Annotated in this window: 20 protein-coding genes; 16 read left to right on the plus strand and 4 right to left on the minus strand. The window is 61.1% G+C overall.

Annotation, left to right across the window (positions count from 1 at the left end):
• The first annotated feature begins 100 nt into the window (after positions 1–100).
• The 3 genes from M727_RS0114330 to M727_RS0114340 all read left to right on the plus strand — a co-directional run bounded on the left by M727_RS0114330 (position 101) and on the right by M727_RS0114340 (position 4,143).
• Entirely contained in the window at positions 101–739 is a 639-nt protein-coding gene (locus M727_RS0114330; RefSeq protein WP_348627161.1) for a gamma-glutamylcyclotransferase, read from the plus strand.
• 363 nt (positions 740–1,102) lie between these two features.
• Positions 1,103–2,044: a DUF1837 domain-containing protein gene (locus tag M727_RS0114335; RefSeq protein WP_245268627.1), complete on the plus strand. Its 942-nt coding sequence runs from the start codon at positions 1,103–1,105 to the stop codon at positions 2,042–2,044.
• A complete protein-coding gene (locus tag M727_RS0114340) occupies positions 2,044–4,143 on the plus strand; it encodes a DEAD/DEAH box helicase (protein ID WP_036262243.1) in 2,100 nt (699 codons plus the stop codon). The genes M727_RS0114335 and M727_RS0114340 overlap by 1 nt, the downstream gene beginning before the upstream one ends.
• A gap of 29 nt (positions 4,144–4,172) precedes the next feature.
• Here M727_RS0114340 and M727_RS41500 read toward each other — a convergent pair whose 3' ends face one another.
• The 3 genes from M727_RS41500 to M727_RS0114350 all read right to left on the minus strand — a co-directional run bounded on the left by M727_RS41500 (position 4,173) and on the right by M727_RS0114350 (position 6,914).
• Positions 4,173–4,622 (minus strand): hypothetical protein, encoded by a 450-nt coding sequence (locus M727_RS41500; protein ID WP_156941537.1) that lies wholly within the window; start codon positions 4,620–4,622, stop codon positions 4,173–4,175.
• A 31-nt stretch (positions 4,623–4,653) separates the two neighbouring features.
• On the minus strand, positions 4,654–5,616 hold the full coding sequence (locus M727_RS0114345) for a GDP-L-fucose synthase (RefSeq protein ID WP_027153265.1): 963 nt from the start codon (positions 5,614–5,616) through the stop codon (positions 4,654–4,656).
• Between the two features lie 143 nt (positions 5,617–5,759).
• A complete protein-coding gene (locus M727_RS0114350) occupies positions 5,760–6,914 on the minus strand; it encodes a dihydrodipicolinate synthase family protein (protein WP_036262244.1) in 1,155 nt (384 codons plus the stop codon).
• Between the two features lie 239 nt (positions 6,915–7,153).
• On the opposite strand from M727_RS0114350, the gene M727_RS0114355 reads away from it, so the two are divergent.
• The 13 genes from M727_RS0114355 (at position 7,154) to M727_RS0114415 (ending at position 22,033) form a co-directional block, all read left to right on the plus strand.
• The gene (locus M727_RS0114355; RefSeq protein WP_023798089.1) at positions 7,154–8,197 is read left to right on the plus strand and encodes a LacI family DNA-binding transcriptional regulator; all 1,044 of its coding nucleotides are present in this window, start codon (positions 7,154–7,156) and stop codon (positions 8,195–8,197) included.
• Entirely contained in the window at positions 8,194–9,210 is a 1,017-nt protein-coding gene (locus tag M727_RS0114360) for a Gfo/Idh/MocA family oxidoreductase (protein WP_027153267.1), read from the plus strand. Before M727_RS0114355 ends, M727_RS0114360 begins: the two co-directional genes overlap by 4 nt.
• On the plus strand, positions 9,207–10,808 hold the full coding sequence (locus M727_RS0114365) for an acyl CoA:acetate/3-ketoacid CoA transferase (protein WP_027153268.1): 1,602 nt from the start codon (positions 9,207–9,209) through the stop codon (positions 10,806–10,808). Before M727_RS0114360 ends, M727_RS0114365 begins: the two co-directional genes overlap by 4 nt.
• Entirely contained in the window at positions 10,801–11,577 is a 777-nt protein-coding gene (locus M727_RS0114370; RefSeq protein WP_027153269.1) for an enoyl-CoA hydratase/isomerase family protein, read from the plus strand. Before M727_RS0114365 ends, M727_RS0114370 begins: the two co-directional genes overlap by 8 nt.
• 20 nt (positions 11,578–11,597) lie before the next feature.
• Positions 11,598–13,109: an aldehyde dehydrogenase family protein gene (locus tag M727_RS0114375; RefSeq protein WP_036262245.1), complete on the plus strand. Its 1,512-nt coding sequence runs from the start codon at positions 11,598–11,600 to the stop codon at positions 13,107–13,109.
• A gap of 59 nt (positions 13,110–13,168) precedes the next feature.
• Complete coding sequence (locus M727_RS0114380) at positions 13,169–14,422, plus strand: ABC transporter substrate-binding protein (RefSeq protein ID WP_036262246.1); 1,254 nt, start codon at positions 13,169–13,171, stop codon at positions 14,420–14,422.
• A gap of 164 nt (positions 14,423–14,586) precedes the next feature.
• Positions 14,587–15,543, plus strand: coding sequence for a sugar ABC transporter permease (locus tag M727_RS0114385; RefSeq protein ID WP_027153272.1), 957 nt, complete (start codon positions 14,587–14,589; stop codon positions 15,541–15,543).
• A complete protein-coding gene (locus M727_RS0114390) occupies positions 15,540–16,484 on the plus strand; it encodes a carbohydrate ABC transporter permease (protein ID WP_027153273.1) in 945 nt (314 codons plus the stop codon). The genes M727_RS0114385 and M727_RS0114390 overlap by 4 nt, the downstream gene beginning before the upstream one ends.
• Before the next feature lie 4 nt (positions 16,485–16,488).
• Positions 16,489–17,604, plus strand: a complete 1,116-nt coding sequence (locus M727_RS0114395; RefSeq protein WP_027153274.1) for an ABC transporter ATP-binding protein — start codon at positions 16,489–16,491, stop codon at positions 17,602–17,604.
• A 5-nt stretch (positions 17,605–17,609) separates the two neighbouring features.
• The gene (locus tag M727_RS0114400; RefSeq protein ID WP_027153275.1) at positions 17,610–19,112 is read left to right on the plus strand and encodes a GMC family oxidoreductase; all 1,503 of its coding nucleotides are present in this window, start codon (positions 17,610–17,612) and stop codon (positions 19,110–19,112) included.
• Positions 19,113–19,305: 193 nt separating this feature from the next.
• Entirely contained in the window at positions 19,306–20,067 is a 762-nt protein-coding gene (locus M727_RS0114405; RefSeq protein ID WP_027153276.1) for a 3-ketoacyl-ACP reductase, read from the plus strand.
• A 12-nt stretch (positions 20,068–20,079) separates the two neighbouring features.
• Positions 20,080–21,708 carry a GMC family oxidoreductase N-terminal domain-containing protein gene (locus M727_RS0114410; RefSeq protein WP_027153277.1) on the plus strand — a complete coding sequence of 543 codons (1,629 nt, stop codon included), beginning with the start codon at positions 20,080–20,082 and terminating at the stop codon, positions 21,706–21,708.
• Between the two features lie 10 nt (positions 21,709–21,718).
• Positions 21,719–22,033 (plus strand): Dabb family protein, encoded by a 315-nt coding sequence (locus M727_RS0114415; protein WP_027153278.1) that lies wholly within the window; start codon positions 21,719–21,721, stop codon positions 22,031–22,033.
• Positions 22,034–22,136: 103 nt separating this feature from the next.
• Here M727_RS0114415 and M727_RS0114420 read toward each other — a convergent pair whose 3' ends face one another.
• A complete protein-coding gene (locus M727_RS0114420; protein ID WP_027153279.1) occupies positions 22,137–22,982 on the minus strand; it encodes an EamA family transporter in 846 nt (281 codons plus the stop codon).
• Positions 22,983–22,986: the final 4 nt, after the last annotated feature.

A 22,986-nucleotide genomic window follows, 5' to 3' on the forward strand; every position in this document is an offset into this window, starting at 1 on the left:
TCCTGATCCGATGGAGCACGGGATGCCGAGCCAAATGAGAAAGCTGACCTTGACCGCGGACCATGTCGCGCGGGTCCACAAGGTCGTTCAGGATCAGGGTTTGACGCCAGGTGCCGAGCTACACACCGATGCCGACTACGACAGCTGGGTCAAGCAAATGATCCGAACTCATCCGGCCCCGAAAGCACCGACCCGCCTTTTTGCCTACGGTTCGTTGATCTGGAAGCCGGAGATCGAGCATATCGGAGAGCAGCTAGGCGCTGCTCGGGGTTGGCATCGGGCTTTCTGCTTCCGTATGACCCGTTTTCGGGGTACGCCAGAGCAGCCCGGCCTTATGATGGCCCTCGATCGTGGAGGGCAATGCCGGGGCGTCCTGTACGACCTTCCCAGGGACAATCTCGAAAGCCAATTCGGCAAACTCTTTCGACGCGAATTCACCTACAAGCCGGCCAACAGCATGCCCCGGTGGATCACGGTCGAGACCGCCTCTGGAGCCATTCCGGCATTGACCTTTGTCATGAACCGCGCCTCGCCGCTCTATGCCGGCCGCCAGTCGCTCGAAGCGGTTGCCGACGTCCTGGCCCGGGCCTGCGGTCATTGGGGCACCGGGGCCGAGTACTTGCTCAACACGGTTTCTCACCTCGAATCAAAGGGCATACGTGACAGCAACCTCTGGCGGCTTCAACGCCTTGTGGCGGAGCGGATCGAGGGAAACCCAACGGAGCGGAATGTCCTTTGAGCCCGACGGAGCGGTCATTGCCCACATCTCGCCAAAGCGTCCGCAGTGAGGCGGATCGCGGCGTTCGTCACGTCCAAACGCCAAGGTCAGGAGTTGGCGCTACCTGCTCGTTCCGGTCGACGAGACGAATGGCAACATTCCACCCTGAGCGGGCTTACGGCCCCGGAACCAAGCGTCAGATTTCGACCACTAGGTCCCTTACGAGTGCCCGCTTGACGCGCACGACTCACATAAACGCCAGTTGAACCCGCACTCAATTTACTCAGGCACCCGACCCACGACCATTCAAAGACAAAATACTGTATTTTGTCCAATGCACCCGTTGTTTATTTGTCGCTGATAAAATATCGGAATGGCACAACCATGGTCATTCCTTATATGAGCACGACTATTACCTTTGAGACGTTGCTCGACACGTCCCTGTCAGCCGTCTCAAACGTCAACGAGCTGAAAACCGCCCTCAACAAGCGGATGTTAAGCCTAGTCAATGACTATGAGGACGGAGAATGGCGCTATGCTCGCTTCCAAAGCTTTCTCTGGGACAATATCGCCGAGACCGCGCTATCGCAGAAAGAACGAAACGCACTGGTAGGTAAGGGTCACACGGCTCTTGTGGAATCTGCCAAGAATCTCCGTCTGACTGACAGCGATAAAATTGGGCAAGGAAGCGAGATAGCTGAGGTATTTCTCTACGGTGTGATGAAAGATCATTTCGGCGCTCTGCCGGTTGTTCCTAAGATATTCTATAAACAGAATAGTCAAGATAACGCCAAAGGTGCAGACAGCGTACATATCGTTATAAAAGACGACGACTTTACCCTGTGGTTTGGAGAAGCGAAGTTTTACAATTCAATTTCAGATGGTCGATTGGATGCGATCGTTAACTCTGTTATCGAATCACTTCGAACTGACAAACTAAAGAAAGAGAATAGCATCGTTACAAACATATTCGATATACACGATCTAGAGATACCACTTGATCTTAAAGCGAAAATTATTGCTGCCATTCAGCCGCGCGAATCGATCGACAACATAAAATCGAAGATACACATACCAATAATGCTTCTCCACGAATGTTCAATTACATCGTCGAATTCAATTATCAACAAGACTTATAGAGACTCACTCGTTACCCATCACAAAGATCGCGCAGAATCGTACTTCAAGAAGCAAATCTCCGCTTCATCGCCAGTCTTTATGTATGACGAAATCAATTTCCATGTTATCTTCTTCCCTGTTCCGAATAAAGAAAAAATAGTCAAGGCTTTTATTGATGGCGTTTCCTTCTACAAGGGGCAAGCGTGATGGACATATTCAAGTCATGCCAAGAGATAAACCATCTTACATCGTCAGGGGATATCCCGGAGGCCAGGAATAAGCTGATCCTCCTTCTTGGCGAGCTAAGTCGCGACGACATTCCCTATCCTGACGTTCTGAACCATCTTATCCGCGAAGCCGGCCTTTACCCCTACCTGCAACTGGAGACTGCGTCTTGGCAGGAGAAGTTTGTGACCGAAGCCTTCAAGGTTGACGTTGGTCGCGCCAATGCCACTCTTCACAGAGAACAATCTTACGTACTTTCCCGCCTTCTGGAAGGATCTCATATTGCGGTGAGCGCGCCGACTAGCTTTGGCAAGAGCTTCATAATTGACGCATTCATCGCCGCAAAACGCCCTCAAAACGTCTTTATCATCGTTCCGACCATCGCGCTGATGGACGAGACACGGCGTCGAATATTTAAGAAATTTTCTGACAAATACAATATCATCACCGCAACCGAAATGAATATATCAGATCGCAATATATTCATATTTCCGCAAGAGCGTGCATTCAGTTACATCGACAAGATTGACTCAATAGATCTCCTAATCGTTGACGAATTCTACAAAGCTAGCGCGAACCACGACAAAGAGCGCTCTCCGTCATTGCTAAAGGCCATATTGAAACTTTCAAAGAAGGCAAAACAAAGGTATTTTCTCGCACCTAACGTCAAGACTATTGCGAACAACGTGTTTACGCGAGGAATGGAATTCATAGAACTTCTTGATTTCAATACCGTATACCTTGAAAAACACGAATTATATAAAGATATTGGTGACGATGAAGAGCGCAAAGGTCAGAAGCTGCTTGAGATAATCGGGCTTCGGAATGCGAAGTCACTTATCTATGCGGGGTCGTATCCGCAAATCGATAGGGTCGCCAACCTGATAATGACTAGCATGGAGGTACTGGACCGACCTGTCCTGAATCATTTCTCAAGATGGCTTGGGGAGAACTACGGACCAAACTGGCAATTAACGCACCTTGTTCGTAGAGGCGTCGGAATTCACAACGGGCGGATGCATCGTTCGTTGAGTCAGATCCAGATTAAGATATTCGAGGCGCCCCACGGATTCGATAGCATCATCTCGACATCGTCGATTATTGAGGGGGTCAACACGTCCGCAGAGAATGTGATTATCTGGAGAAATCGCTTAGGAAATACGCGCCTCAAGGATTTTACCTATAAGAACATAATCGGAAGAGGCGGAAGGATGTTCAAGCATTTTGTGGGAAGGATATACCTCCTTGAACCTCCTCCGAAGGAAGAAGACACTCAATTGGAGATTCAATTTCCTGACGCGATTCTTGGTGATTTAGATGAAGTTGAGCATAGAGATGATTTGAACGACCGACAAGTTGAACATATTATTGCATATAAGTACGAAATGACCGAGATATTAGGCGAAGACGAATTCGAAAGGATCAGCAAGGGGAACCTTATACAGAATAGCGACTCGGATTTCATACTAGAACTGGCTCGAAATATGAAGAGAAATCCAGAGGAATGGAATGGGTTCGCATATCTGAATTCTGACGATCCGAGAAATTGGGAAAGAATGCTTTATAAGGTTATAAATTTGAGCCCCTCCGGTTGGGATATACAATTCTCAAAGCTTGTCGCTTTCATAAAAGTATTATCTGATAATTGGCAACAGGGCATACCTAGGCTTCTTTCTCGTCTAGACCAAGTGGGCATTGGCCTAGAACAATTCTTCCAGCTTGAGCGTAACGTTACCTTTAAGATGTCCGCACTTCTTAGGGATGTAAACGAACTCCACAAGATAATTGTCAATCCGTCTGTTGACGTATCCCCATTTATATTCAAACTTAGCCATGCTTTTCTCCCGGGTGTCGTATATCAGCTTGAGGAGTACGGATTACCTCGTATGATCTCACGAAAGATAAATAGCGAAGGCTTAGTGAAACTATCAGACCCCTCTCTTGATCTCAGAAAGGTGATAGGAGAGTTCCAGAGCTTAGGGGTAGAGGCGGTAATTTCCTTGAAATCACTCACGCCATTTGATCGATATATAGTGAAATATTTCTTCGAAGGCATTACGCAAGACAGCATTGCGGCTTGAGCCAAGCATGCTCAAGGTTGGTCGTACGTTCAATACTTCTCTGATGGTGAGCGAGGCGTTTGCGTCGATTCCGCATAGCTGCTAGTAGGAAGGCATCGAAGGGAGGCATTTCGTCTCCCTGCCTGACCAGAATGCCCAGCAGCATTGGGCTTCAAGACGATGGGGGTAGCCCTGTCACGCCCACCATCCAGACAATCCGCCGCATCTCGTGCCCCGCGGATTTCTTCGTCTGACGAGCGCTTCAGGCTGGACGGCGAACGCCGATTCTCGAGAATGCCAAGAATCGGACGCCTTGATTCTTTGGGCCAGCCAATGCTCTCACTGGAGTTGGCGAAGTCGGCAGAAAATATCTCTTCGGCCACCTCGACGATATGAAATTGGTGTCCGTTGGAGGCATCGCTCTCCCAGCTGAATCCGAGACGGTGTTCAAGCGTGTCGGCGAGCGACTTTGCATTGGCCACGGCCGCCCAGGCCGTCATGTCTGGTAGCAGCAATCAGCGTCGATTGAGATCACGCCGCGCCGAGGCGGAGATCGCCCGTCTCGATATGCTGGAGAAACCAGGCATAGGTCTGCTCCAAGCCACTCTGAAGCGAGTAGCGCGGGCGCCAGCCCGTGGCGAACAGGCGCGACACGTCCATCAGCTTGCGCGGCGTGCCGTCCGGCTTCGTCGCATCGAATGTGAGCGCCGCCTCGGCGCCGACGACGGCGAGCATGGTGCGGGCCAGTTCGGCAATGGTGATGTCTTCGCCCGAGCCGACATTGACGTGGCTGTCGCCGGCATAATTTTTCAGCAGCCAGACCAGAGCGTCGGCGGCGTCGTCGACATGCAGGAACTCGCGCATCGGCGTGCCCGATCCCCAGACCTCCAGGGTTTTGTCGCCGGCGCGCTTGGCCTTGTGCGCCTTGCGCATCAGGGCTGGTACGACATGGCTGGTGGAGAGGTCGAAATTGTCGCCGGGGCCATAGAGGTTGGTCGGCATCGCCGAGATGTACTCGACACCGTATTGGCGCCGATAGGCCTGGCACAGTTTCAGCCCAGCGATCTTGGCGATCGCGTACCATTCGTTGGTCGGTTCGAGCGGACCGGTCAGCAAGGCATCCTCGGAGATCGGCTGCGCCGCAAACTTCGGATAGATGCAGGATGAACCGAGAAACAACAATTTCTGCACTTCGTTGCGGAAGGCGCTCTCGATGACATTGGTCTGCATGATGAGATTGTCCTGCAGAAAATCGACCGGCAACCTGTTGTTTGCCAGGATACCGCCGACCTTGGCCGCTGCCATCACCACCGCGTCCGGCCTGTGGCCAGCCATCCAGCGCCGCACGCCGGCCTGGTCCATCAGGTCGAGTTCATCGCGGGATGCCGTCAGGACCTCGCAATCCTCGTCCGCCAGCCTGCGCAATATGGCCGAGCCGACCATGCCGCGATGCCCGGCCACGAAAACGCGCTTGCCCCTTAGGTCGAAGTCCATTGGCGTATCCCTATGCAGAACGGCCGCTATGACCATCTGGCGTCGGCGTGCCGGATGGTCCTGCGTCGGACGCATAGCGCATACAGATTTGCCGAGACAAGCCAAATCGGAGATTCGGGCGAGCTCTTCTTGTGGTATGGCGGTCAGACACCCGCCACGGCGCACAGGTTCTCCATTCTGGCGATGGCAAGCTCCGGGTCGACCAGCAATCCGGCCTGGTCGGCAAGGCGGAACACATCGGCATAGTGGCAAATGCCGCGTGCCGATTGCATGCCGCCGATCATCAAAAAATGGTCCTGGTGGCCGTTCAACCACGCCAGGAAGACGATACCGGCCTTGTAGTATTCGGTCGGCGCCTCGAAGATTTTCCGCGACAGAGGTACCGTCGGCGCCATCAGCGCGTCATAGCCTGAGCGGTCGCCAGCGGCCAGTTTCGCCAGCGCGGCATTGGCGACCGGCGCGATGGCGTCGAAAATCCCGAGCAGCGCATGCGAGTGTCTTTCGCCGTCGCCGGCGATCAGCTCGGGATAGTTGAAGTCGTCGCCGGTGAACATGACGACGCCTTCCGGCAGCCGGTTGCGCAGGGCAACCTCTTTGCCGGCATCGAGCAGCGATACCTTGATCCCCTCGACCTTGCCGGGGTGGCGTTCGATGATGGCGACGACCGTATCGAGCGCGGTGTCGAAATCATGGCTGCCCCAATAATTCTTCAGCGCCGGATCGAACATGTCGCCCAGCCAGTGCAGGATGACCTTGCCGGAGGCTTGGCGAAGGATGCGGTCATAGACGCTGGCATAGTCTTCGGGACCCTTGGCGACAGCCGCCAGTGCGCGGCTGGCCATCATGATCGCCTTGCCGCCCAGGCCTTCGATGAAATCGAACTGCTCCTCATAGGCAGCGATGACATCGTCGAGCGTCCTGGCGGCGCCCGGCGCCAGATGGTCTGTTCCGGCACCTGAGGCGAGATCGGCGCCCTCGACGGTTCGCGCCTCGGCGATCGAGCGGCGGATCAATTCCCTGGCGTTTGTCCAGTCGAAACCCATGCCGCGCTGCGCGGTATCCATCGCCTCGGCGATGCGGAAGCCGAGCCGCCACAGATGATGGCGGAACGCCATCGTGCGCTCCCAGTCGACCGCAGGATGAGACCACGGATCGGTCATCGCGAGGGGATCGGCAACGACATGGGCGGCGGCATAGGCGATACGCGAAAACCGCGCGCCGATCACCGGCTGTGCCGGCTGGCCGACAAGGCGGTAGCGAGTGCTGCGATCGCCCTCCCCGGGCAAGGCAATGTCCATCGATCTCTCCCTTGGTCGCGCTATTAAATGGAACGTTCCAACAAATCAAGGACCTTTGTGGATTCTCGATCCATACCCCAGAATGCTGCATCGCAGCGAAGAAAGTCGTTTAAGAGCGGCATTTAAGCGCCGATGCGAGATTTTTCGAATTCGGGAAAAAATCCTGATTGACTCAAATCCAGCTCAGAATTAGAACGTTCCAATAAATTCGGCCAGAAAACACCGGAGGACGTATCTGAATGGCCAGCAGGCCCAAGGCGACGATACTCGACATTGCCCGTGAGGCGGGCGTGTCCAAGTCGACGGTGTCGCTGGTGCTGCAGGGCAGCGGACTGATCCGACCTGAGACCGCGCTGAAGGTTCGCAAGGCGATCGAGGATGTCGGCTATGTCTACAACCGCGGCGCCGCCAATCTGCGCAAGGCCCATTCCAACGTCATCGGCATGGTCATCAACGACCTTACCAACCCGTTCTTCGCCGAAATGGCGGTCGGCATGGAGCGTGTGTTCCAGTCGGCGGGCATCGTGCCGTTCATCGCCAACACGGCGGAAAACCCGGTGCGCCAGGAAGAGGTGCTGAAATCGCTGATGGAGCAAGGTGTCGCCGGGCTGATCGTGTCGCCGGCGCGCGGCACGACTCCCGGTGCGTTCCGCCGCATCGAGATGGCGGGCCTTCCGATCGTCTTCACCATGCGCCGCCTTCCTGAAAGCCGCATCCCGGTGATCGCGCCCGACAATCATCGCGGCGCCTGGCTCGCCACCGCCCATCTGATCGGCAAAGGGCATCGCCGGCTGGCCTTCTTCGGCGGCTCATCGGACCTGGTAGTCTATCACGAGCGGCTGGGCGGTTTTCGCGAGGCCTGCGAGGGGCTCGGCATCGCCAAGCGCGATACACTGGTCGTCGAAGGCGAAACCAGCCGCAAGGGCGGTATTGCCTGCCTGGAGACGGCCCTCGCCATGGCCGAGCCGCCGACCGCGGCGCTGTGTTTTAACGATGCGGTCGCCTTCGGCGTCATGCTGGCGCTGCGCAAGCGGGGACTCGAGCCCGGCGCGGATTTCGCAGTTGTCGGCTTCGACGACGTGATCGAAGCCCAGCACTACATGCCGGCGCTGACCAGTGTCGCGGTGGATTCGGCAGGCCTCGGCGAGCGCGCCGCCCATGTCATGCTGAAGATGATCCAGTCGCGCACCACGCGCGCCGAGGATCATATCGGCGCCGTCAACCTCGTCGTCAGGGACAGTTGCGGTCCTGATCGCCGTGCCGGAATGGGAGACGCGGCATGACCGTGAAATGGGGACTGATCGGCGCAAGCACGATCGCCAGGCAATTCGTGATCAACGCCATCCGCGCGCAACCGAACAGCGAGATCGCGGCGGTGATGAGTTCCAGCCCGGAGCGCGCTACGGCCTATGCCAAGGAGAACGGCATTGCGCTCGCCGTCTCGACGCTCGATGCATTGCTCGGCTCCGACATCGACGCCGTCTACATCTCGACCACCAACGAACTGCATCTCGAACAGGCACTGGCCGCCATCACCGCGGGAAAACATGTGTTGTGCGAAAAGCCGCTGGCGCTGACCAGCGCCGATGCGCGCACAATGGTCGCCGCCGCCAAGGCAGCAGGTCTCGTGCTCGGCACCAACCATCATCTGCGCAATGCCGGCTCGCACCGGACGATGCGCGAAGCCATTGCCGCCGGCCGCATCGGCAAGCCGATTGCCGCGCGCGTCTTCCACTCCGTCTATCTGCCCGAAAATCTGCAGGGCTGGCGCATCACCAGGCCGGAAGCCGGCGGCGGCGTGGTGCTCGACATCACCGTGCACGATACCGACACGCTGCGCTTCGTGCTCGGCGACGATCCGCTCGAGGTTTCGGCGTTCACCCAGGCCGCAGGCATGGCCAGCGGCGGGCTGGAAGATGGCGCCATGTGCATCTGGCGCTTCAGATCGGGCATCATCGCCCAGTCGCATGAGGGTTTCACCACCAAATTCGCCGGCACCGGCTTCGAGGTGCATGGCAGCGAAGGCTCCCTGATCGCGAAAGATGTGATGACGCAGAAGCCGATCGGCTCTGTGCTGCTGCGCACGGCAACGGGCGAGGAGGAATTGAGCTTCGACCGCGAAGATCTCTATGTCAGGTCATTGCGCCAGTTCCATGCGGCGATCGGTGGCGAAGGCCAGCCGTCGGCCACCGGCGAGGACGGCGTCTGGTCGCTGACATCAGCCGAAGCGGCGTTGCAATCCGCGAAGTCCGGAAAATCGGTCGCGATCGACCCGAACCTCGGGGGCGCAGGGTGAGCAAACTCGTCTCCGCAGCGCAAGCCGCCAGCCTGATCGGCGACGGCATGGTCGTTTCGGTGTCGTCGTCGAGCGGCCTCGGCTGCCCGGATGCGGTGCTTGCCGCGATAGGCGAGCGCTTCGACGCGCAAGGCCATCCGAAGGACATCACAACGCTGCACCCGATCGCCGCCGGCGACATGTACGGAATCAGGGGTATCGACCATCTGGCCAAACCCGGCCTGTTGAAGCGCACGCTGTGCGGCTCCTATCCGTCCGGCCCGTCCTCTTCGGAGCCGCCGCAGATATGGAAGATGATCGGTGACAATTCGGTCGCCGCCTACAACGTGCCGTCCGGCATCCTGTTCGACATGCATCGCGAGGCCGCTGCCAAGCGCCCTGGCGTGCTGACCAAGGTCGGCCTCGACACCTTCGCCGACCCGCGTCATCAGGGCTGTGCCATGAACGCGGCGGCCAGCGAGCCGATCGTTTCGGTGCAGCAGTTCGACGGCGAGGAATGGCTCTACTTCCGCTCGATCGTGCCTGACGTCTCAATCATCCGCGCCACCACCGCCGATGAGCGCGGCAACCTGACCTATGAGCACGAGGGCGCTTATCTCGGCGGGCTGGAACAGGCGCTCGCCGCCCGCAACAACGGTGGCATCGTCATCGCGCAGGTCAAGCGCGTCGTCGAGAACGGCACGCTGAAGCCGCATGATGTGCGCGTGCCCGGTGTGCTGGTCGACCATATCGTGGTGGCACCCGACCAGTTGCAGACGACGCTGACACCCTACGACCCGGCCATCTCCGGCGAGATCTTCCGGCCGCTGTCGACTTTCCGCAACGCCGAGATGAGTGTCCAGAAGGTCATCGCGCGACGCGTCGCCATGGAGCTTGCCGACGGCATGGCCGTCAACATCGGTTTCGGCATCTCGGCCAACGTGCCGCGCATCCTTATCGAGGAAGGCCAGCACGGCAAGGTCACCTGGGTGATCGAACAGGGCGCGGTCGGCGGCGTGCCGCTGCTCGACTTCAAGTTCGGCTGCGCCTCTAATGCCGAGGCCATCATGCCCTCGCCGCACCAGTTCATCTATTTCCAGGGCGGCGGTTTCGACGCGTCGCTGCTGTCCTTCCTGCAGATCGACCGCCACGGCTCGGTCAACGTGTCGAAGCTTTCGGCCAGACCGCATGTCACTGCCGGCGCCGGCGGTTTCGTCGACATCACCGCGCGGGCCAAGAAGATCGTCTTTTCCGGTTTCTTCAATGCCGGCGCCAAACTGTCGCTGGCCGATGGCGGCATCCGCATCGACGGGGAAGGCAAGGTCAAGAAGGTGGTCGGCGAGGTCGAGCACATCTCCTTCTCCGGCAAGCGCGCTGTCGCGCAAGGACAGGACATCACCTATGTCACCGAGCGCTGCGTCATGAAGCTGACGCCGGATGGGCTGATGGTGACCGAGTTGGCACCGGGCATCGACCTCGAGCGCGACGTGCTGGCGCAGGCCGAGATCCCGCTCGCCGTCGCCAACGACCTGAAGGTCACGCCGGACGCGCTCTACCGTGACCGGCCGATCGGACTGTCGCTCAATGGCGGCGCCTCACTTGGAGGCGCGCATGGCTGAGCGACTCGTCACCTTTAAAACCGACGGCGACCTCGGCATCGTCACGCTGCGCCGGCCGGAGAAATTCAACGCGCTCGACATCCCGATGCTGCGCGCGCTGGAAGCCGCGCTCGATACGGCCGAGGCCGCGGACGGCGTCCGCGTCGTGCTGCTGTGCGGCGAAGGCAAGGGCTTTTGCGCCGGCGGCGATGTCGAAGCGTGGTCGCAAATGGGCGCCGCCGATTTCCAGGTGCAATGGGTTCGCTACGGCCACCGCGTCTTCGACCGGCTGGCGCGGTTGCGGCAGCCGACGATCGCCGTTCTGTCCGGCCATGCGCTGGGCGGCGGGCTGGAACTGGCGGTCGCCTGCGACTTCCGCGTCGCCGAGGCGCAGGTCAAATTAGGTTTTCCGGAAACCTCGATCGGCGTGGTGCCCGGCTGGTCCGGCACGCAGCGCGCGGTGCGCCGCTTCGGCGCGCAGACGGTGCGGCGCATGGCAATCGGCGGCGAGACGTTCGTGGCGTCCGAAGCACTCGCTCTGGGCATCGTCGACCGGGTGGCCGAAACAGGCAATGCATTCACCGAGGCCAAGGCCTGGGCCGGCAAGATCGCCGAGCGCGGCCCGCTGGCAACCGAGGCCGCCAAGCTGATGATCGCGGTCGCCGAGGGCGAGGAAAGTGCTGCCGCGACAGAGGCGTTGGCCAGCGGCTTCATCGCGCTCACTGGAGACCTCAAGGCTGGTGTCGACGCTTTCAAGGCCAAGCGGAAACCAGCGTTTTCAAGATCATGAGAATGCGAGCGGAACCTCACATGAACTTGCCCCTCACCATCGCCATGCCCGCCGAGGCATCCGCAGCACCGAAGACCTACCGGCTGCTGATCGACGGCAAGTTCGTCGATGCCCGCGACGGCCGCACGCTGGAGCGCAACAGCCCCGGCCACGGCTTCACCGTTTCGCGCTATGCGCAAGCTGGCGAAGAGGAAGTCGAGGCGGCGGTACAGGCCGCGCACAAGGCTTTTGAGACCGGCCCCTGGCCGCGCATGAAGGCCGGCGAGCGCGCCACGGTCCTGCTCAAGGCGGCGGACCTGATCGAGGCGCGGCTCGAGGAGATTGCCCGGCTCGACGCGCTGGAATCCGGCAAGCCGATCGCCCAGGCGCGCGGCGAGATCGGCGGCGCCGTCGACATCTGGCGCTATGCCGCGGCGCTTGCCCGCACGCTCCATGGCGAGAGCTACGCCAATCTCGGCGACGCCATGCTGGGCGTCGTGCTGCGTGAACCGATCGGCGTCGTCTCGATCATCACGCCATGGAATTTTCCGTTCCTCATCGTCAGCCAGAAACTGCCGTTCGCGCTCGCCGCCGGCTGCACGGCAGTGGTCAAGCCGAGCGAGATGACCTCGGCCTCGACCTTCGTGCTCGGCGACATCCTGATGCAGGCCGGCTTGCCGGATGGCGTTGTCAACATCCTCGCTGGACTGGGCACTGATGTTGGCGCGCCGATGGTCAGCCATCCGCTGGTCGAGATGGTGTCGTTCACCGGTTCCACCCGGGTCGGCAAGGTGACCATGGCATCGGCTGCGAACGCGCTGAAGAAGGTCTCGATGGAGCTCGGCGGCAAGAACGGCCAGATCGTCTTTCCAGATGCCGACCTCGAAGCCGCCGCCGACGCGGCGGTGTTCGGCGGCTTCTTCAACGCCGGCGAATGCTGCAACGCCGGCAGCCGGCTAATCGTCCATGAGGCGATCGCCGACGACTTCCTCGACACGGTGAAGGCGCTCACCGCCAGGGTCACCGTCGGCGATCCGCTCGATGACAGCACCAAGGTCGGCGCGATGATCTCTTCCGAGCACCTCTCCAAGGTGACCGGCTACGTGGCGGCGGCGGCAAACGACGGCAGCAGCATCTATAGCGGCGGCAAGCAGATCGCCTCCAATGCCGGTCAGTATCTCGATCCGACCATCCTTCGCGGCGTCACCGAAGACATGGCCATTGCACGTGAGGAAGTGTTCGGCCCAGTGCTGTCGGTGCTGACGTTTGGATCGATTGAAGAGGCGTTGCGCATCGCCAACAACACGCCCTATGGTCTGTCGGCGGGCGTGTGGAGCGCCAGCATCGACACCTGCATGTCGGTGGCGCGGAGTGTGCGTTCGGGAACCGTTTGGGTGAACACGTTCATGGAAGGTTATCCCGAGCTGCCTTTCGGAGGCTACAAGCAATCCGGTCTCGGACGCGAACTCGGCAAGCGCGCCGTCGAGGATTATACCGAGGAAAAGACAATCCAGTTTCATCGCGGCCAGCGCACCGGATGGTGGGTCGGCTGAGCTGTGAAGAACCCGGCGGACAGCCGCCGGTCGTGTAGCTGCAACAAGGGAGGAAGTACATGTTGCGCAAACTGCTTATCGGAACGGCTCTCGGCTCGGGTCTTGCGTTCGCGGCCCATGCCCAGGACGTCAAGGAAGTCGAGATGCTGCATTGGTGGACGTCTGGCGGCGAAGCGGCTGCCTTGAACGTGCTCAAGGAGGATCTGGCCAAGCAAGGATTTGCCTGGAAGGACGTGCCCGTGGCCGGCGGCGGCGGCGACGCCGCCATGACCGCGCTGAAGGCGATGGTCGCGGCCGGCAACTACCCGACCGCCTCGCAGATGCTCGGCTATACCGTGCTCGATTACGCCGCGGCCGGCGTGATGGGCGACCTGACCGAGACGGCGGTAAAGGAAGGCTGGGACAAATCGGTGCCGGCCGCCCTGCAGAAATTCTCGGTCTATGACGGCAAGTGGGTCGCGGCTCCGGTCAACGTCCACTCGGTCAACTGGTTGTGGATCAACAAGGCGGTGATGGACAAGATCGGCGGCACCGAGCCCAAGACTTTCGACGAATTCATCGCGCTGCTCGACAAGGCCAAGGCGGCGGGCGTCATCCCGCTCGCGCTTGGGGGCCAGAACTGGCAGGAAGCCACCATGTTCGATTCGGTCGTGCTGTCGACCGGCGGACCTGAGTTCTACAAGAAGGCCTTCAACGACCTCGACGAGGAGCAGCTGAAGTCCGACACGATGAAGAAGTCGTTCGACAACCTTGCCAAGCTCGTCACCTATGTCGACCCGAACTTCTCCGGCCGCGACTGGAACCTCGCCACCGCCATGGTCATCAAGGGTGATGCGCTGGTGCAGGTGATGGGCGACTGGGCCAAGGGCGAATTCAACGCCGCCAAGAAGACCCCGGGCACCGACTTCCTGTGCTACCGCTTCCCGGGCACCGACGGCAGCGTGGTCTACAACTCCGACATGTTCGGCATGTTCGACGTTCCGGAGGACCGCAAGGCCGCGCAGGTCGCCTTGGCCACCGCCACTTTGTCGAAGAGCTTCCAGTCGGCTTTCAACGTCGTCAAGGGCTCGGTCCCGGCCCGCACCGACGTGCCCGACACCGACTTCGACGCTTGCGGCAAGAAGGGCATGGCCGACCTGAAGGCCGCCAACGAAGGCGGCACGCTGTTCGGTTCGCTGGCGCAAGGCTATGGCGCGCCGCCCGCCGTCGCCAATGCCTACAAGGACGTCGTCTCGAAATTCGTCCACGGCCAGATCAAGACCTCGGACGAGGCCGTGACCCAGTTGGTCAACGCAATCGAAGACGCCAAGTAGGAACCGGCATGAAAGGACCTTCCCCGCTCCGGTGGGGAAGGTTCCACCAAGCCAGGATGGTCGGCCTCTGGTCGGAATGGCGCCGGCGATCAACCAACACGCCCCGTCTCGGCGGGGCTATCCTTCCCCGCCTGGCGGTGAAGGGACCCGCGAGGGAGGAGCCCATGACAACGGTCGCGACCCAGATCAAGCTGACGCCGGAGCATAATGCGCGCCCGGGCGCGTCGGTGCGTTCGCGCCTGCAGGACGCCTTGCCGAAGATCGTGCTGGCGCCAAGCTTTGCGATCACCATCGTCTTCGTCTACGGCTTCATCCTGTGGACGGTCTATCTGTCCTTCACCAATTCCAAGACGTTCCCGTCCTATACGCTGACCGGGCCGCGTGCCTATCAGCGGCTGTGGCGCTGGACCTTCGAGAGCGACCCGCCGTCGAGCTGGTACACGTCGATCACCAATATGGGCATTTTCGGCTTTCTCTACATCTTCATCTGCCTGGCGCTCGGCCTTTTCCTGGCGATCCTGCTCGACCAGAAAATCCGCGGCGAAGGCATGTTGCGGCCGATCTATCTTTATCCGATGGCGCTGTCCTTCATCGTCACCGGCGTCGCCTGGAAATGGTTCCTCGATCCCGGCCTCGGCCTGGAGCAGACGCTGCATCAATGGGGCTGGACGAGCTTCCATTTCGACTGGATCAAGAACAAGGATTTCGTCATCTACACCGTGGTGATCGCCGGCGTCTGGCAGGCCTCGGGTTTCATCATGGCGATGTTCCTGGCCGGCCTGCGCGGCATTGACGGCGAGATCATGAAGGCGGCGCAGATCGACGGCGCCACCACCTTCCAGCTCTATCGGCGCATCGTCATCCCGCTGCTGCGGCCCATCTTCCTGTCGGCCTTCATCGTGCTCGCGCACCTCGCCATCAAGTCCTACGATCTGGTCGTAGCACTGACCAGCGGCGGGCCCGGCGGCTCGGCCTGGCTGCCGTCGAACTTCATGTACGAGTACACTTTCAAGCGCAACGAGATGGCCGTCGGCTCAGCCAGCGCCGTGATCATGCTGATGACGATCACCGCCATCATCGTGCCCTATCTCTACTCCGAGCTCAGGGAGCGACCGCGATGAGCGTCATTGCCACGCCCGCTCGCCAGAGCACTGGCGGCATCAGCGCCCGGACCGTCAACCGCATCGTCATCTACGGCCTGCTGGCGCTGTTCGCGCTGTTCTACCTGATGCCGCTGTTCGTCATGCTGGTGACCTCGTTCAAGACCATGGACGAGATCCAGAACGGCAACATGCTGGCGCTGCCGCAGGCGCCGACCTTCGAGCCGTGGCTGAAGGCGTGGGGCGAGACGTGCGTCGGCCTGACCTGCGCCGGCATCAAGGGCTATTTCTGGAATTCCATCAAGATGGTGGTTCCAGCGGTGCTGATCTCGACGCTGCTCGGCGCGCTCAACGGCTATGTGCTGACCAAATGGCGCTTCCGCGGCCACACGCTGGTTTTCGGGCTGATGCTGTTTGCCTGCTTCATTCCATTCCAGTCCGTGCTGTTGCCGATGGCGACGATCCTCGGCAGCCTCGGCCGTTTCGGCGTGACGCTGCGAAACGCCACGGGATTTTCATTCGGCCTGGGCAATCCGACGGTCAACCTGGTCTTTGTCCACGTCGTCTACGGGCTTGGCTTCACCACCTTGTTCTTCCGCAATTATTACGAGGCGTTCCCGACCGAACTGGTCAAGGCGGCACAGGTCGACGGTGCCAGCTTCTTCCAGATTTTCCGGCGCATCATGCTGCCGAATTCGATGCCGATCTTCGTCGTCACCGTCATCTACCAGTTCACCAACATCTGGAACGACTTCCTGTTCGCCTCGGCCTATGCCGGCACCGGCGACGCAATGCCGATGACCGTGGCGCTGAACAACGTCGTCAACACCTCGACCGGCGTCGTCGAATACAACGTCAACATGGCGGCGGCGATGATCGCCGCACTGCCGACCCTTCTCGTCTATGTGGTCGCTGGCCGCTATTTCGTGCGCGGCCTGATGGCCGGCGCCGTCAAAGGATAATCGAATGGCTTTTCTCGAAATTGATGGGCTGAGGAAGCGGTTCGGATCGGTCGAGATCCTGAAGGGCATCGACGTCGATCTCGAAAAGGGCGGCTTCCTCGTGCTGGTCGGCCCGTCCGGCTGCGGCAAGTCGACCTTGCTCAACACCATCGCCGGCCTGGAAACCATCACTGAAGGCGAAATCCGCGTCGACGGCCGCACGATCAACGATCTCCACCCTTCGAAGCGCGACATCGCCATGGTGTTCCAGAGCTACGCGCTCTATCCGAACATGACCGTCGCGGGAAACATTGCCTTCGGCATGGAGATGCGCGGCGTGCCGGCTCAGGAGCGCCAGAAGGCGATCGACAAGGTGGCGAAGGTGCTGCAGATCGGCCACCTCCTGCAGCGCAAGCCGAGCCAGCTTTCCGGCGGCCAGCGCCAGCGCGTCGCCATGGGCCGGGCACTGGTGCGCGACCCCAAGCTCTTTCTCTTCGACGAGCCGCTCTCCAATCTCGACGCCAAGCTGCGCGTCGACATGCGCATCGAAATCAAGCGTCTGCATGCGACCACCGGCACAACAATCGTCTACGTCACCCACGACCAGATCGAGGCGATGACGCTGGCCACCAAGATTGCGGTGATGCGCGACGGCGAGGTGCAGCAGTTCGGCACGCCTGCCGAAATCTACAACAACCCGACCAACCTGTTTGTTGCCGATTTCATGGGCTCGCCGGCGATGAACCTGATCCCGGCGACGATCGGCGGCAATGGCAATGCGCTTTCCGTGGTGCTGCAGCGCGAGGCGCGCGAGCCGATCTCGCTGCCGCTGGCCGATGCGCCGACGGGCCTGTCGGCATTCCACGACAAGCCGATCATTTTTGGCGTCCGCCCCGAGGCCCTGACCGATCCTGAAGGAGCCGAACGCAACGCATCGAACATCGCCACCGCCGACTGTCACATCGAAGTCGTGGAACCGGCCGGCTCCGACACCTTCGCCGTCACCAATCTCGGCGGCAAGGCGGTGGTGGCGCGTCTGCGCGCCGACGCCAACATCCAGCCGGGCACCAGCACGCCGCTCGCCTTCAACCTGACCAAGGCGGTGTTCTTCGATCCGGCGACCGAGAACCGCATCCTCTGACAGCCATGACAAACCCGGACATCGTCATTATCGGCTCCGGCATCGGCGGCGCCACGATCGCTTCCGGCCTTGCCGGCAGTAGCGCCTCGATCCTGATGCTGGAGCGCGGCGAACTATTGCCGGCGACGCCGCACACGCGCGACACGCGCGCCATCTTCGTCGACGGCCACTACCGGCCGAAGGAGATATGGCGCGAGGCCGGGGGTGCTGCGTTCAATCCCGGCAATTATTACTATGTCGGCGGCAATTCGAAATTCTATGGCGCGGTGCTGATCCGCTACCGCAAGGAAGACTTTTCGGAGATGGAGCACTATGGCGGCGTCTCGCCGGCCTGGCCGTTCTCCTATGAGGAATTCGAGCCCTGGTACTCCAGGGCCGAGCAGCTTTTTCGCGTGCGCGGCGCACTCGGCGAAGACCCGACCGAGCCGTTCCACTCGATCCCCTACCCCTTCGGGCCGGTGCCGGACGAGCCGCCGATCGCCCGCGCCCGCGCCGAACTCATGGGCCTCGGCCTGCATCCGGCATCGCTGCCGCTCGGCGTCGACATCGATGCCTGGCTAAAGGACGGCAAGACAGGCTGGGACGCGTTTCCTAACACCGGGACCGGTAAGGTCGACGCCCAATCGGGGCCGCTGACAGCGGCACTTGCCGACCGGAACATCAGGCTCGAGACCGGTGCTCATGTCGAATACCTCGAAGCCTCATCGGATGCCAGGACGATCGCCGCCGTTCACTATCGCCAGGACGGCAGGCTGAAGAAAGTGACGCCGAAACTGGTCATCCTCTCGGCTGGCGCGGTCAATTCCGCCGCCATCCTGCTGCGTTCGCCGTCCCCGAACGGAAACGGCCTTGCCAACCGCTCCGACCAGGTCGGCCGCAACTTCATGAACCACAATTCGAGCGCCATGCTGGCGATCGACCCGCGCCGCAGGAACACCTCCGTCTACCAGAAAACGCTGATGCTCAACGACTACTATCTATCCGACGGCAAGGGCGGCAAGCCGCTCGGCAACGTCCAGCTTCTCGGCAAGATCGACGGTCATATCCTGAGGGCCAACGTCAAGCTTGCGCCCAAATTCGCGCTGGACTTCATGGCTGGCCACGCCGTCGACTGGTACCTGATGTGCGAGGACCTGCCGGACCCCGAAAGCCGCATTATGGTCGACGGCAAGGACATCGTCATGCAGTGGCGGCGCTCCAACATGCAGTCTCTCGACGGGCTGACCAGGGTGATGCGTGAAAACTTCCGCGCCTGCGGCTATCCGATCGTCCTGTCGCGGCCTTTCGACAAGCGCACGCCGTCGCACCAGTGCGGCACGGTCAAAATGGGCGACGATCCGGCAACCTCGCCGCTCGACCCGTTCTGCCGCTCGTTCGACCACAAGAACCTGTTTGTCGTCGACGCTGGCTTCCTGCCGAACTCAGCCGCGGTCAATCCGGCGCTGTCGATCGCCGCACAAGCGCTGCGCGTTGCCGACCACATCCGCAAGACGGAGCTTGTCGCGTGATCGGTCTGCGCCGCCCCTCATCCGCCTGCCGGCACCTTCTCCCCGTGAACGGGGATAAGGGATCTTGCCGCAACGCTGGCGATCCCCCTCTCCCCGTTCTTCACGGGGGTCCGAAGGACGGGCGAGACAAGCGGCTCGCCCCGGAATGGGTAAGGGTGAGGGGCGGCGCTGACATCCAAAGGAACATCTTCACATGACCCGCCCGGCAGCCATCGTCACCGGCGGCGCGCGCGGCATCGGCCTTGCCTGCGCCGAAGCGCTGGCCGATGCGGGCTTCGATATCCTTGTCGTGGACCTTGCCGAAAAAGCCGGCGACGGGCTTGCCGCTGACATCACCGCCCGCGGCGCGAAATTCGCCTACCATTGCGGCGACATCGCCGATCTCGACAACCATGCCGCATTGGTCGATGCCGCGACAAGCGCCTTCGGCCGCATCGACTGCCTGGTCAACAATGCCGGCATCGGCCCCGTGGTACGCGGCGACCTGCTGGAATTGAAACCGGAAAACTTCGACCGGATCCTCGCCATCAACCTGCGCGGCACCGTCTTCCTCAGCCAGGCCGTTGCCAGGGCGATGCTTGCGGCGCCGGCTGACCACCCAAAATCGATCATCACCATCACCTCGGTCAGCGCCGAAATGGCCTCGCCGGAACGTGCCGACTACTGCATCTCCAAGGCCGGACTTTCGATGTGGGTGAAAACACTGGCGCTTCGCCTCGCCGCCGAAAATATCGGCGTGTTCGAGGTGCGGCCGGGCATCATCCACACCGACATGACCGCAGGGGTAGCGGCCAAATACGACGCGCTGATCGACGGCGGTCTGGTGCCGGCCAAGCGCTGGGGCGAAGCCGCCGATGTCGCCGCCGCCGTAGTGGCACTCGCCGGCGGCAAGCTCGGCTTTTCGACCGGCTCGATCATCAATGTCGACGGCGCGCTGTCGGTGCCGAGGCTGTGAACAGGTGACGCCATGACCGACTACATCATCGTCGGCGCCGGCCCGGCCGGCTGCGTCCTGGCCAACCGGCTGAGCGAAGAGCCATCGAATTCAGTGCTGCTGCTCGAAGCGGGCGGCAAGGACTGGCACCCGCTGATCCACATGCCGGCCGGCTTCGCCAAGATGACCAAGGGCATTGCCGCCTGGGGCTGGTCGACCGTGCCGCAAAAGCACATGAAGGACCGCGTCTTCCGGTACACGCAGGCCAAGGTGATCGGCGGCGGCTCCTCCATCAACGCCCAGATCTATACACGCGGCAACGCCCGCGACTACGACGCCTGGGAGAAGGACGAGGGCCTTGCCGGCTGGGGCTATCGCGACGTGCTGCCCTATTTCAAGCGGGCCGAGAACAACCAGCGCTACGCCAACGATTTTCACGGCGACCAGGGTCCGCTCGGTGTGTCGAACCCGATTGCGCCGCTGCCGATCTGCGAGGCTTATTTCCGCGCCGGACAGGAGATGGGCATTCCCTTCAATCCCGACTTCAACGGTATGGCCCAAGAAGGCGTCGGTTATTATCAATTGACGCAGAAGGACGCGAGACGCTCCTCCGCCTCGGTCGCCTATCTCAGGCCGATCCGCGCGCGCAAGAACCTGACCGTCAGGACAGATATGCTGGTCACGCGCATCGTCATCGACAAGGGCCGCGCCGTCGGTGTCGAGATCGTCGACAGGCCGGGCGGCGAGAAGAAAATCCTGCGTGCCGAACGCGAAGTCATCGTCTCGTCCGGCGCCATCGGCTCGCCGAAGCTGCTGATGCAGTCGGGCATCGGCCCGGCCGACCATCTGAAGTCGGTCGGCGTGACGCCGGTACACGATCTGCCCGGCGTCGGTTCCAACCTGCAGGATCATCTCGACCTGTTCGTCATTGCCGAATGCACCGGCGACCACACCTACGACAACTACGCCAAGCTGCACCGGACGGTGTGGGCCGGCCTGCAGTACCTGCTGTTGAAAAAAGGCCCGGTTGCCTCCAGCCTGTTCGAGACCGGCGGCTTCTGGTACGCCGACCCGACCGCCGCCTCGCCCGACATCCAGCTCCATCTCGGCCTCGGCTCCGGCATCGAGGCCGGTGTCGAAAAACTGAAAAATCCGGGCGTGACGCTGAACTCGGCCTTCCTGCGCCCTCGATCGCGCGGCACGGTGCGGCTGAACAGCGCCGACCCCGCCGACCACCCGCTGATCGACCCGAACTACTGGTCCGATCCCTACGACCGCGACATGTCGATCAAGGGCCTCAGGCTGGCACGCGAGATCATGCGGCAGAAAGCGCTGGCCCCCTACGTGCTGCGCGAGGTGCTGCCGGGACCGACACTCACCAGCGACGACGAGCTGTTCGACTATGCCTGCCGCAGTTCCAAGACCGACCACCACCCTGTCGGCACCTGCCGCATGGGTCATGATGCGATGAGCGTGGTGACGCCCGATCTCAGGCTGCGTGGTATCGAGGGCTTGCGCGTCTGCGACGCGTCGGTGATGCCGCGCATCCCATCCTCCAACACCAATGCGCCAACCATCATGGTCGGCGAAAAAGGCGCCGATCTGATCCTTGGCCGCGTCCCGCTGCCGCCGGCCGTGTTTTCCACCAACCAAGCGGCATGAGATTCCAAGAATGATCAGGCATTGTGTTTTCGCTCGATTCCGCAATGACATCACCGACGACGAGCGCGCGGCAATCCATGCCGATCTTGAGGCGCTGCGGCGGGTGATCGACGGTATGGGCAAGGTCGAATTCAGCGCCAATGTCAGCCCAGAACCGTTCGCGCGCGGCTTCACGCACGGCTTCACCATCGACTTCCGCGATGCCGCCGCACGCGACGCCTATCTGGTGCATGAGGCTCACAGCCGAGCCGGCGCTCGGCTGGTCGCGGCGCTTGAAGGCGGAACCGACGGGCTGATGGTGTTCGACCTCGAGATAGGCGCTTAATGCATGTCGCGCAAAAGTGTGCAGCGGTTTTGCGTTAACGACATGCATAAAACAACAATCTAAAGCGCGTCGCGTCAGGTGGTCGAACGCGACGCGCTTTAGCCTATCCAAGCCTCAGCGCGACGACGCCGGCAACGATGCTGAGCACGGCGGCACCGCGCCACGCCGTCATCTTCTCGCCGAGCGCAAACACCGAGATCATCATGGCGAACAGGATCGAGGTTTCGCGCAGCGCCGCGACCGAGGCGATCGGCGCCTTGGTCATCGCCCACATCACGATCCAGTAGGCGGCGCCGCTGAGCACGCCGGTGTACACGCCCGCCTTCCAGTCGCGCGCCAGGACCGGCAGCGCCTTTGGTCCGCGGAAGATCAGGCACAGCACCAGCGCCCACAGCGCATCGCAGACGAACAGCCATGCGGCATAGCTCGACGCCGTCGCGGCCAGCCGCGCGCCGCTGCCGTCGGACAGCGTATAGCCGGCAATGAAGATCGAGGTGCCCAGCGCAAAGCCTACGGCGCGCAGGTTCAGCCTTTCCAGATGCGCGCCGCCGCGAAACGACAGCACCAGCGTCCCGGCCGACAAGAGAACAATGCCGAGAATGGCGAGCGGCGCCGGAACTTCGGCGACGACCACGATGCCGCCAAGTGCAGCCAGCAGCGGTGCGGTACCGCGCGCCAGCGGATAGGTCTGGGCGAAATCGCCGGCCTTGTAGGCGGCGATCAGGAACGTCCTGTAGCCCATGTGGAAGATTACCGAGGCGATGATGTAAGGCCACACGTCCGCTTTCGGCACCTCGACGAAAGGCAGCGCCAGAAGCGCCACGGCGCCCATGCCGAGCGTCATCAGCGTGATCGACAAAAAGCGGTCGAGATGGACCTTGACCAGCGCGTTCCAGATCGCGTGCATGGCGGCGGCAGCAAGCACCGCAAAAAAGACGGACAAGGTCATCGGC

Origin of the sequence: Mesorhizobium sp. WSM2561 (assembly GCF_000513915.1) — a bacterium.
Lineage (GTDB): Bacteria > Pseudomonadota > Alphaproteobacteria > Rhizobiales > Rhizobiaceae > Mesorhizobium > Mesorhizobium muleiense.

Bases quoted from the DNA above. Each gene is read 5' to 3' on its own strand.
- M727_RS0114335 (WP_245268627.1), top strand. From the start codon at position 1,103: ATGGTCATTCCTTATATGAGCACGACTATTACCTTTGAGACGTTGCTC.
- M727_RS0114340 (WP_036262243.1), top strand. From the start codon at position 2,044: ATGGACATATTCAAGTCATGCCAAGAGATAAACCATCTTACATCGTCA.
- M727_RS41500 (WP_156941537.1), bottom strand. From the start codon at position 4,622: ATGACGGCCTGGGCGGCCGTGGCCAATGCAAAGTCGCTCGCCGACACG.
- M727_RS0114345 (WP_027153265.1), bottom strand. From the start codon at position 5,616: ATGGACTTCGACCTAAGGGGCAAGCGCGTTTTCGTGGCCGGGCATCGC.
- M727_RS0114350 (WP_036262244.1), bottom strand. From the start codon at position 6,914: ATGGACATTGCCTTGCCCGGGGAGGGCGATCGCAGCACTCGCTACCGC.
- M727_RS0114355 (WP_023798089.1), top strand. From the start codon at position 7,154: ATGGCCAGCAGGCCCAAGGCGACGATACTCGACATTGCCCGTGAGGCG.
- M727_RS0114360 (WP_027153267.1), top strand. From the start codon at position 8,194: ATGACCGTGAAATGGGGACTGATCGGCGCAAGCACGATCGCCAGGCAA.
- M727_RS0114370 (WP_027153269.1), top strand. From the start codon at position 10,801: ATGGCTGAGCGACTCGTCACCTTTAAAACCGACGGCGACCTCGGCATC.
- M727_RS0114375 (WP_036262245.1), top strand. From the start codon at position 11,598: ATGAACTTGCCCCTCACCATCGCCATGCCCGCCGAGGCATCCGCAGCA.
- M727_RS0114380 (WP_036262246.1), top strand. From the start codon at position 13,169: ATGTTGCGCAAACTGCTTATCGGAACGGCTCTCGGCTCGGGTCTTGCG.
- M727_RS0114385 (WP_027153272.1), top strand. From the start codon at position 14,587: ATGACAACGGTCGCGACCCAGATCAAGCTGACGCCGGAGCATAATGCG.
- M727_RS0114390 (WP_027153273.1), top strand. From the start codon at position 15,540: ATGAGCGTCATTGCCACGCCCGCTCGCCAGAGCACTGGCGGCATCAGC.
- M727_RS0114395 (WP_027153274.1), top strand. From the start codon at position 16,489: ATGGCTTTTCTCGAAATTGATGGGCTGAGGAAGCGGTTCGGATCGGTC.
- M727_RS0114400 (WP_027153275.1), top strand. From the start codon at position 17,610: ATGACAAACCCGGACATCGTCATTATCGGCTCCGGCATCGGCGGCGCC.
- M727_RS0114405 (WP_027153276.1), top strand. From the start codon at position 19,306: ATGACCCGCCCGGCAGCCATCGTCACCGGCGGCGCGCGCGGCATCGGC.
- M727_RS0114410 (WP_027153277.1), top strand. From the start codon at position 20,080: ATGACCGACTACATCATCGTCGGCGCCGGCCCGGCCGGCTGCGTCCTG.
- M727_RS0114415 (WP_027153278.1), top strand. From the start codon at position 21,719: ATGATCAGGCATTGTGTTTTCGCTCGATTCCGCAATGACATCACCGAC.
- M727_RS0114420 (WP_027153279.1), bottom strand. From the start codon at position 22,982: ATGACCTTGTCCGTCTTTTTTGCGGTGCTTGCTGCCGCCGCCATGCAC.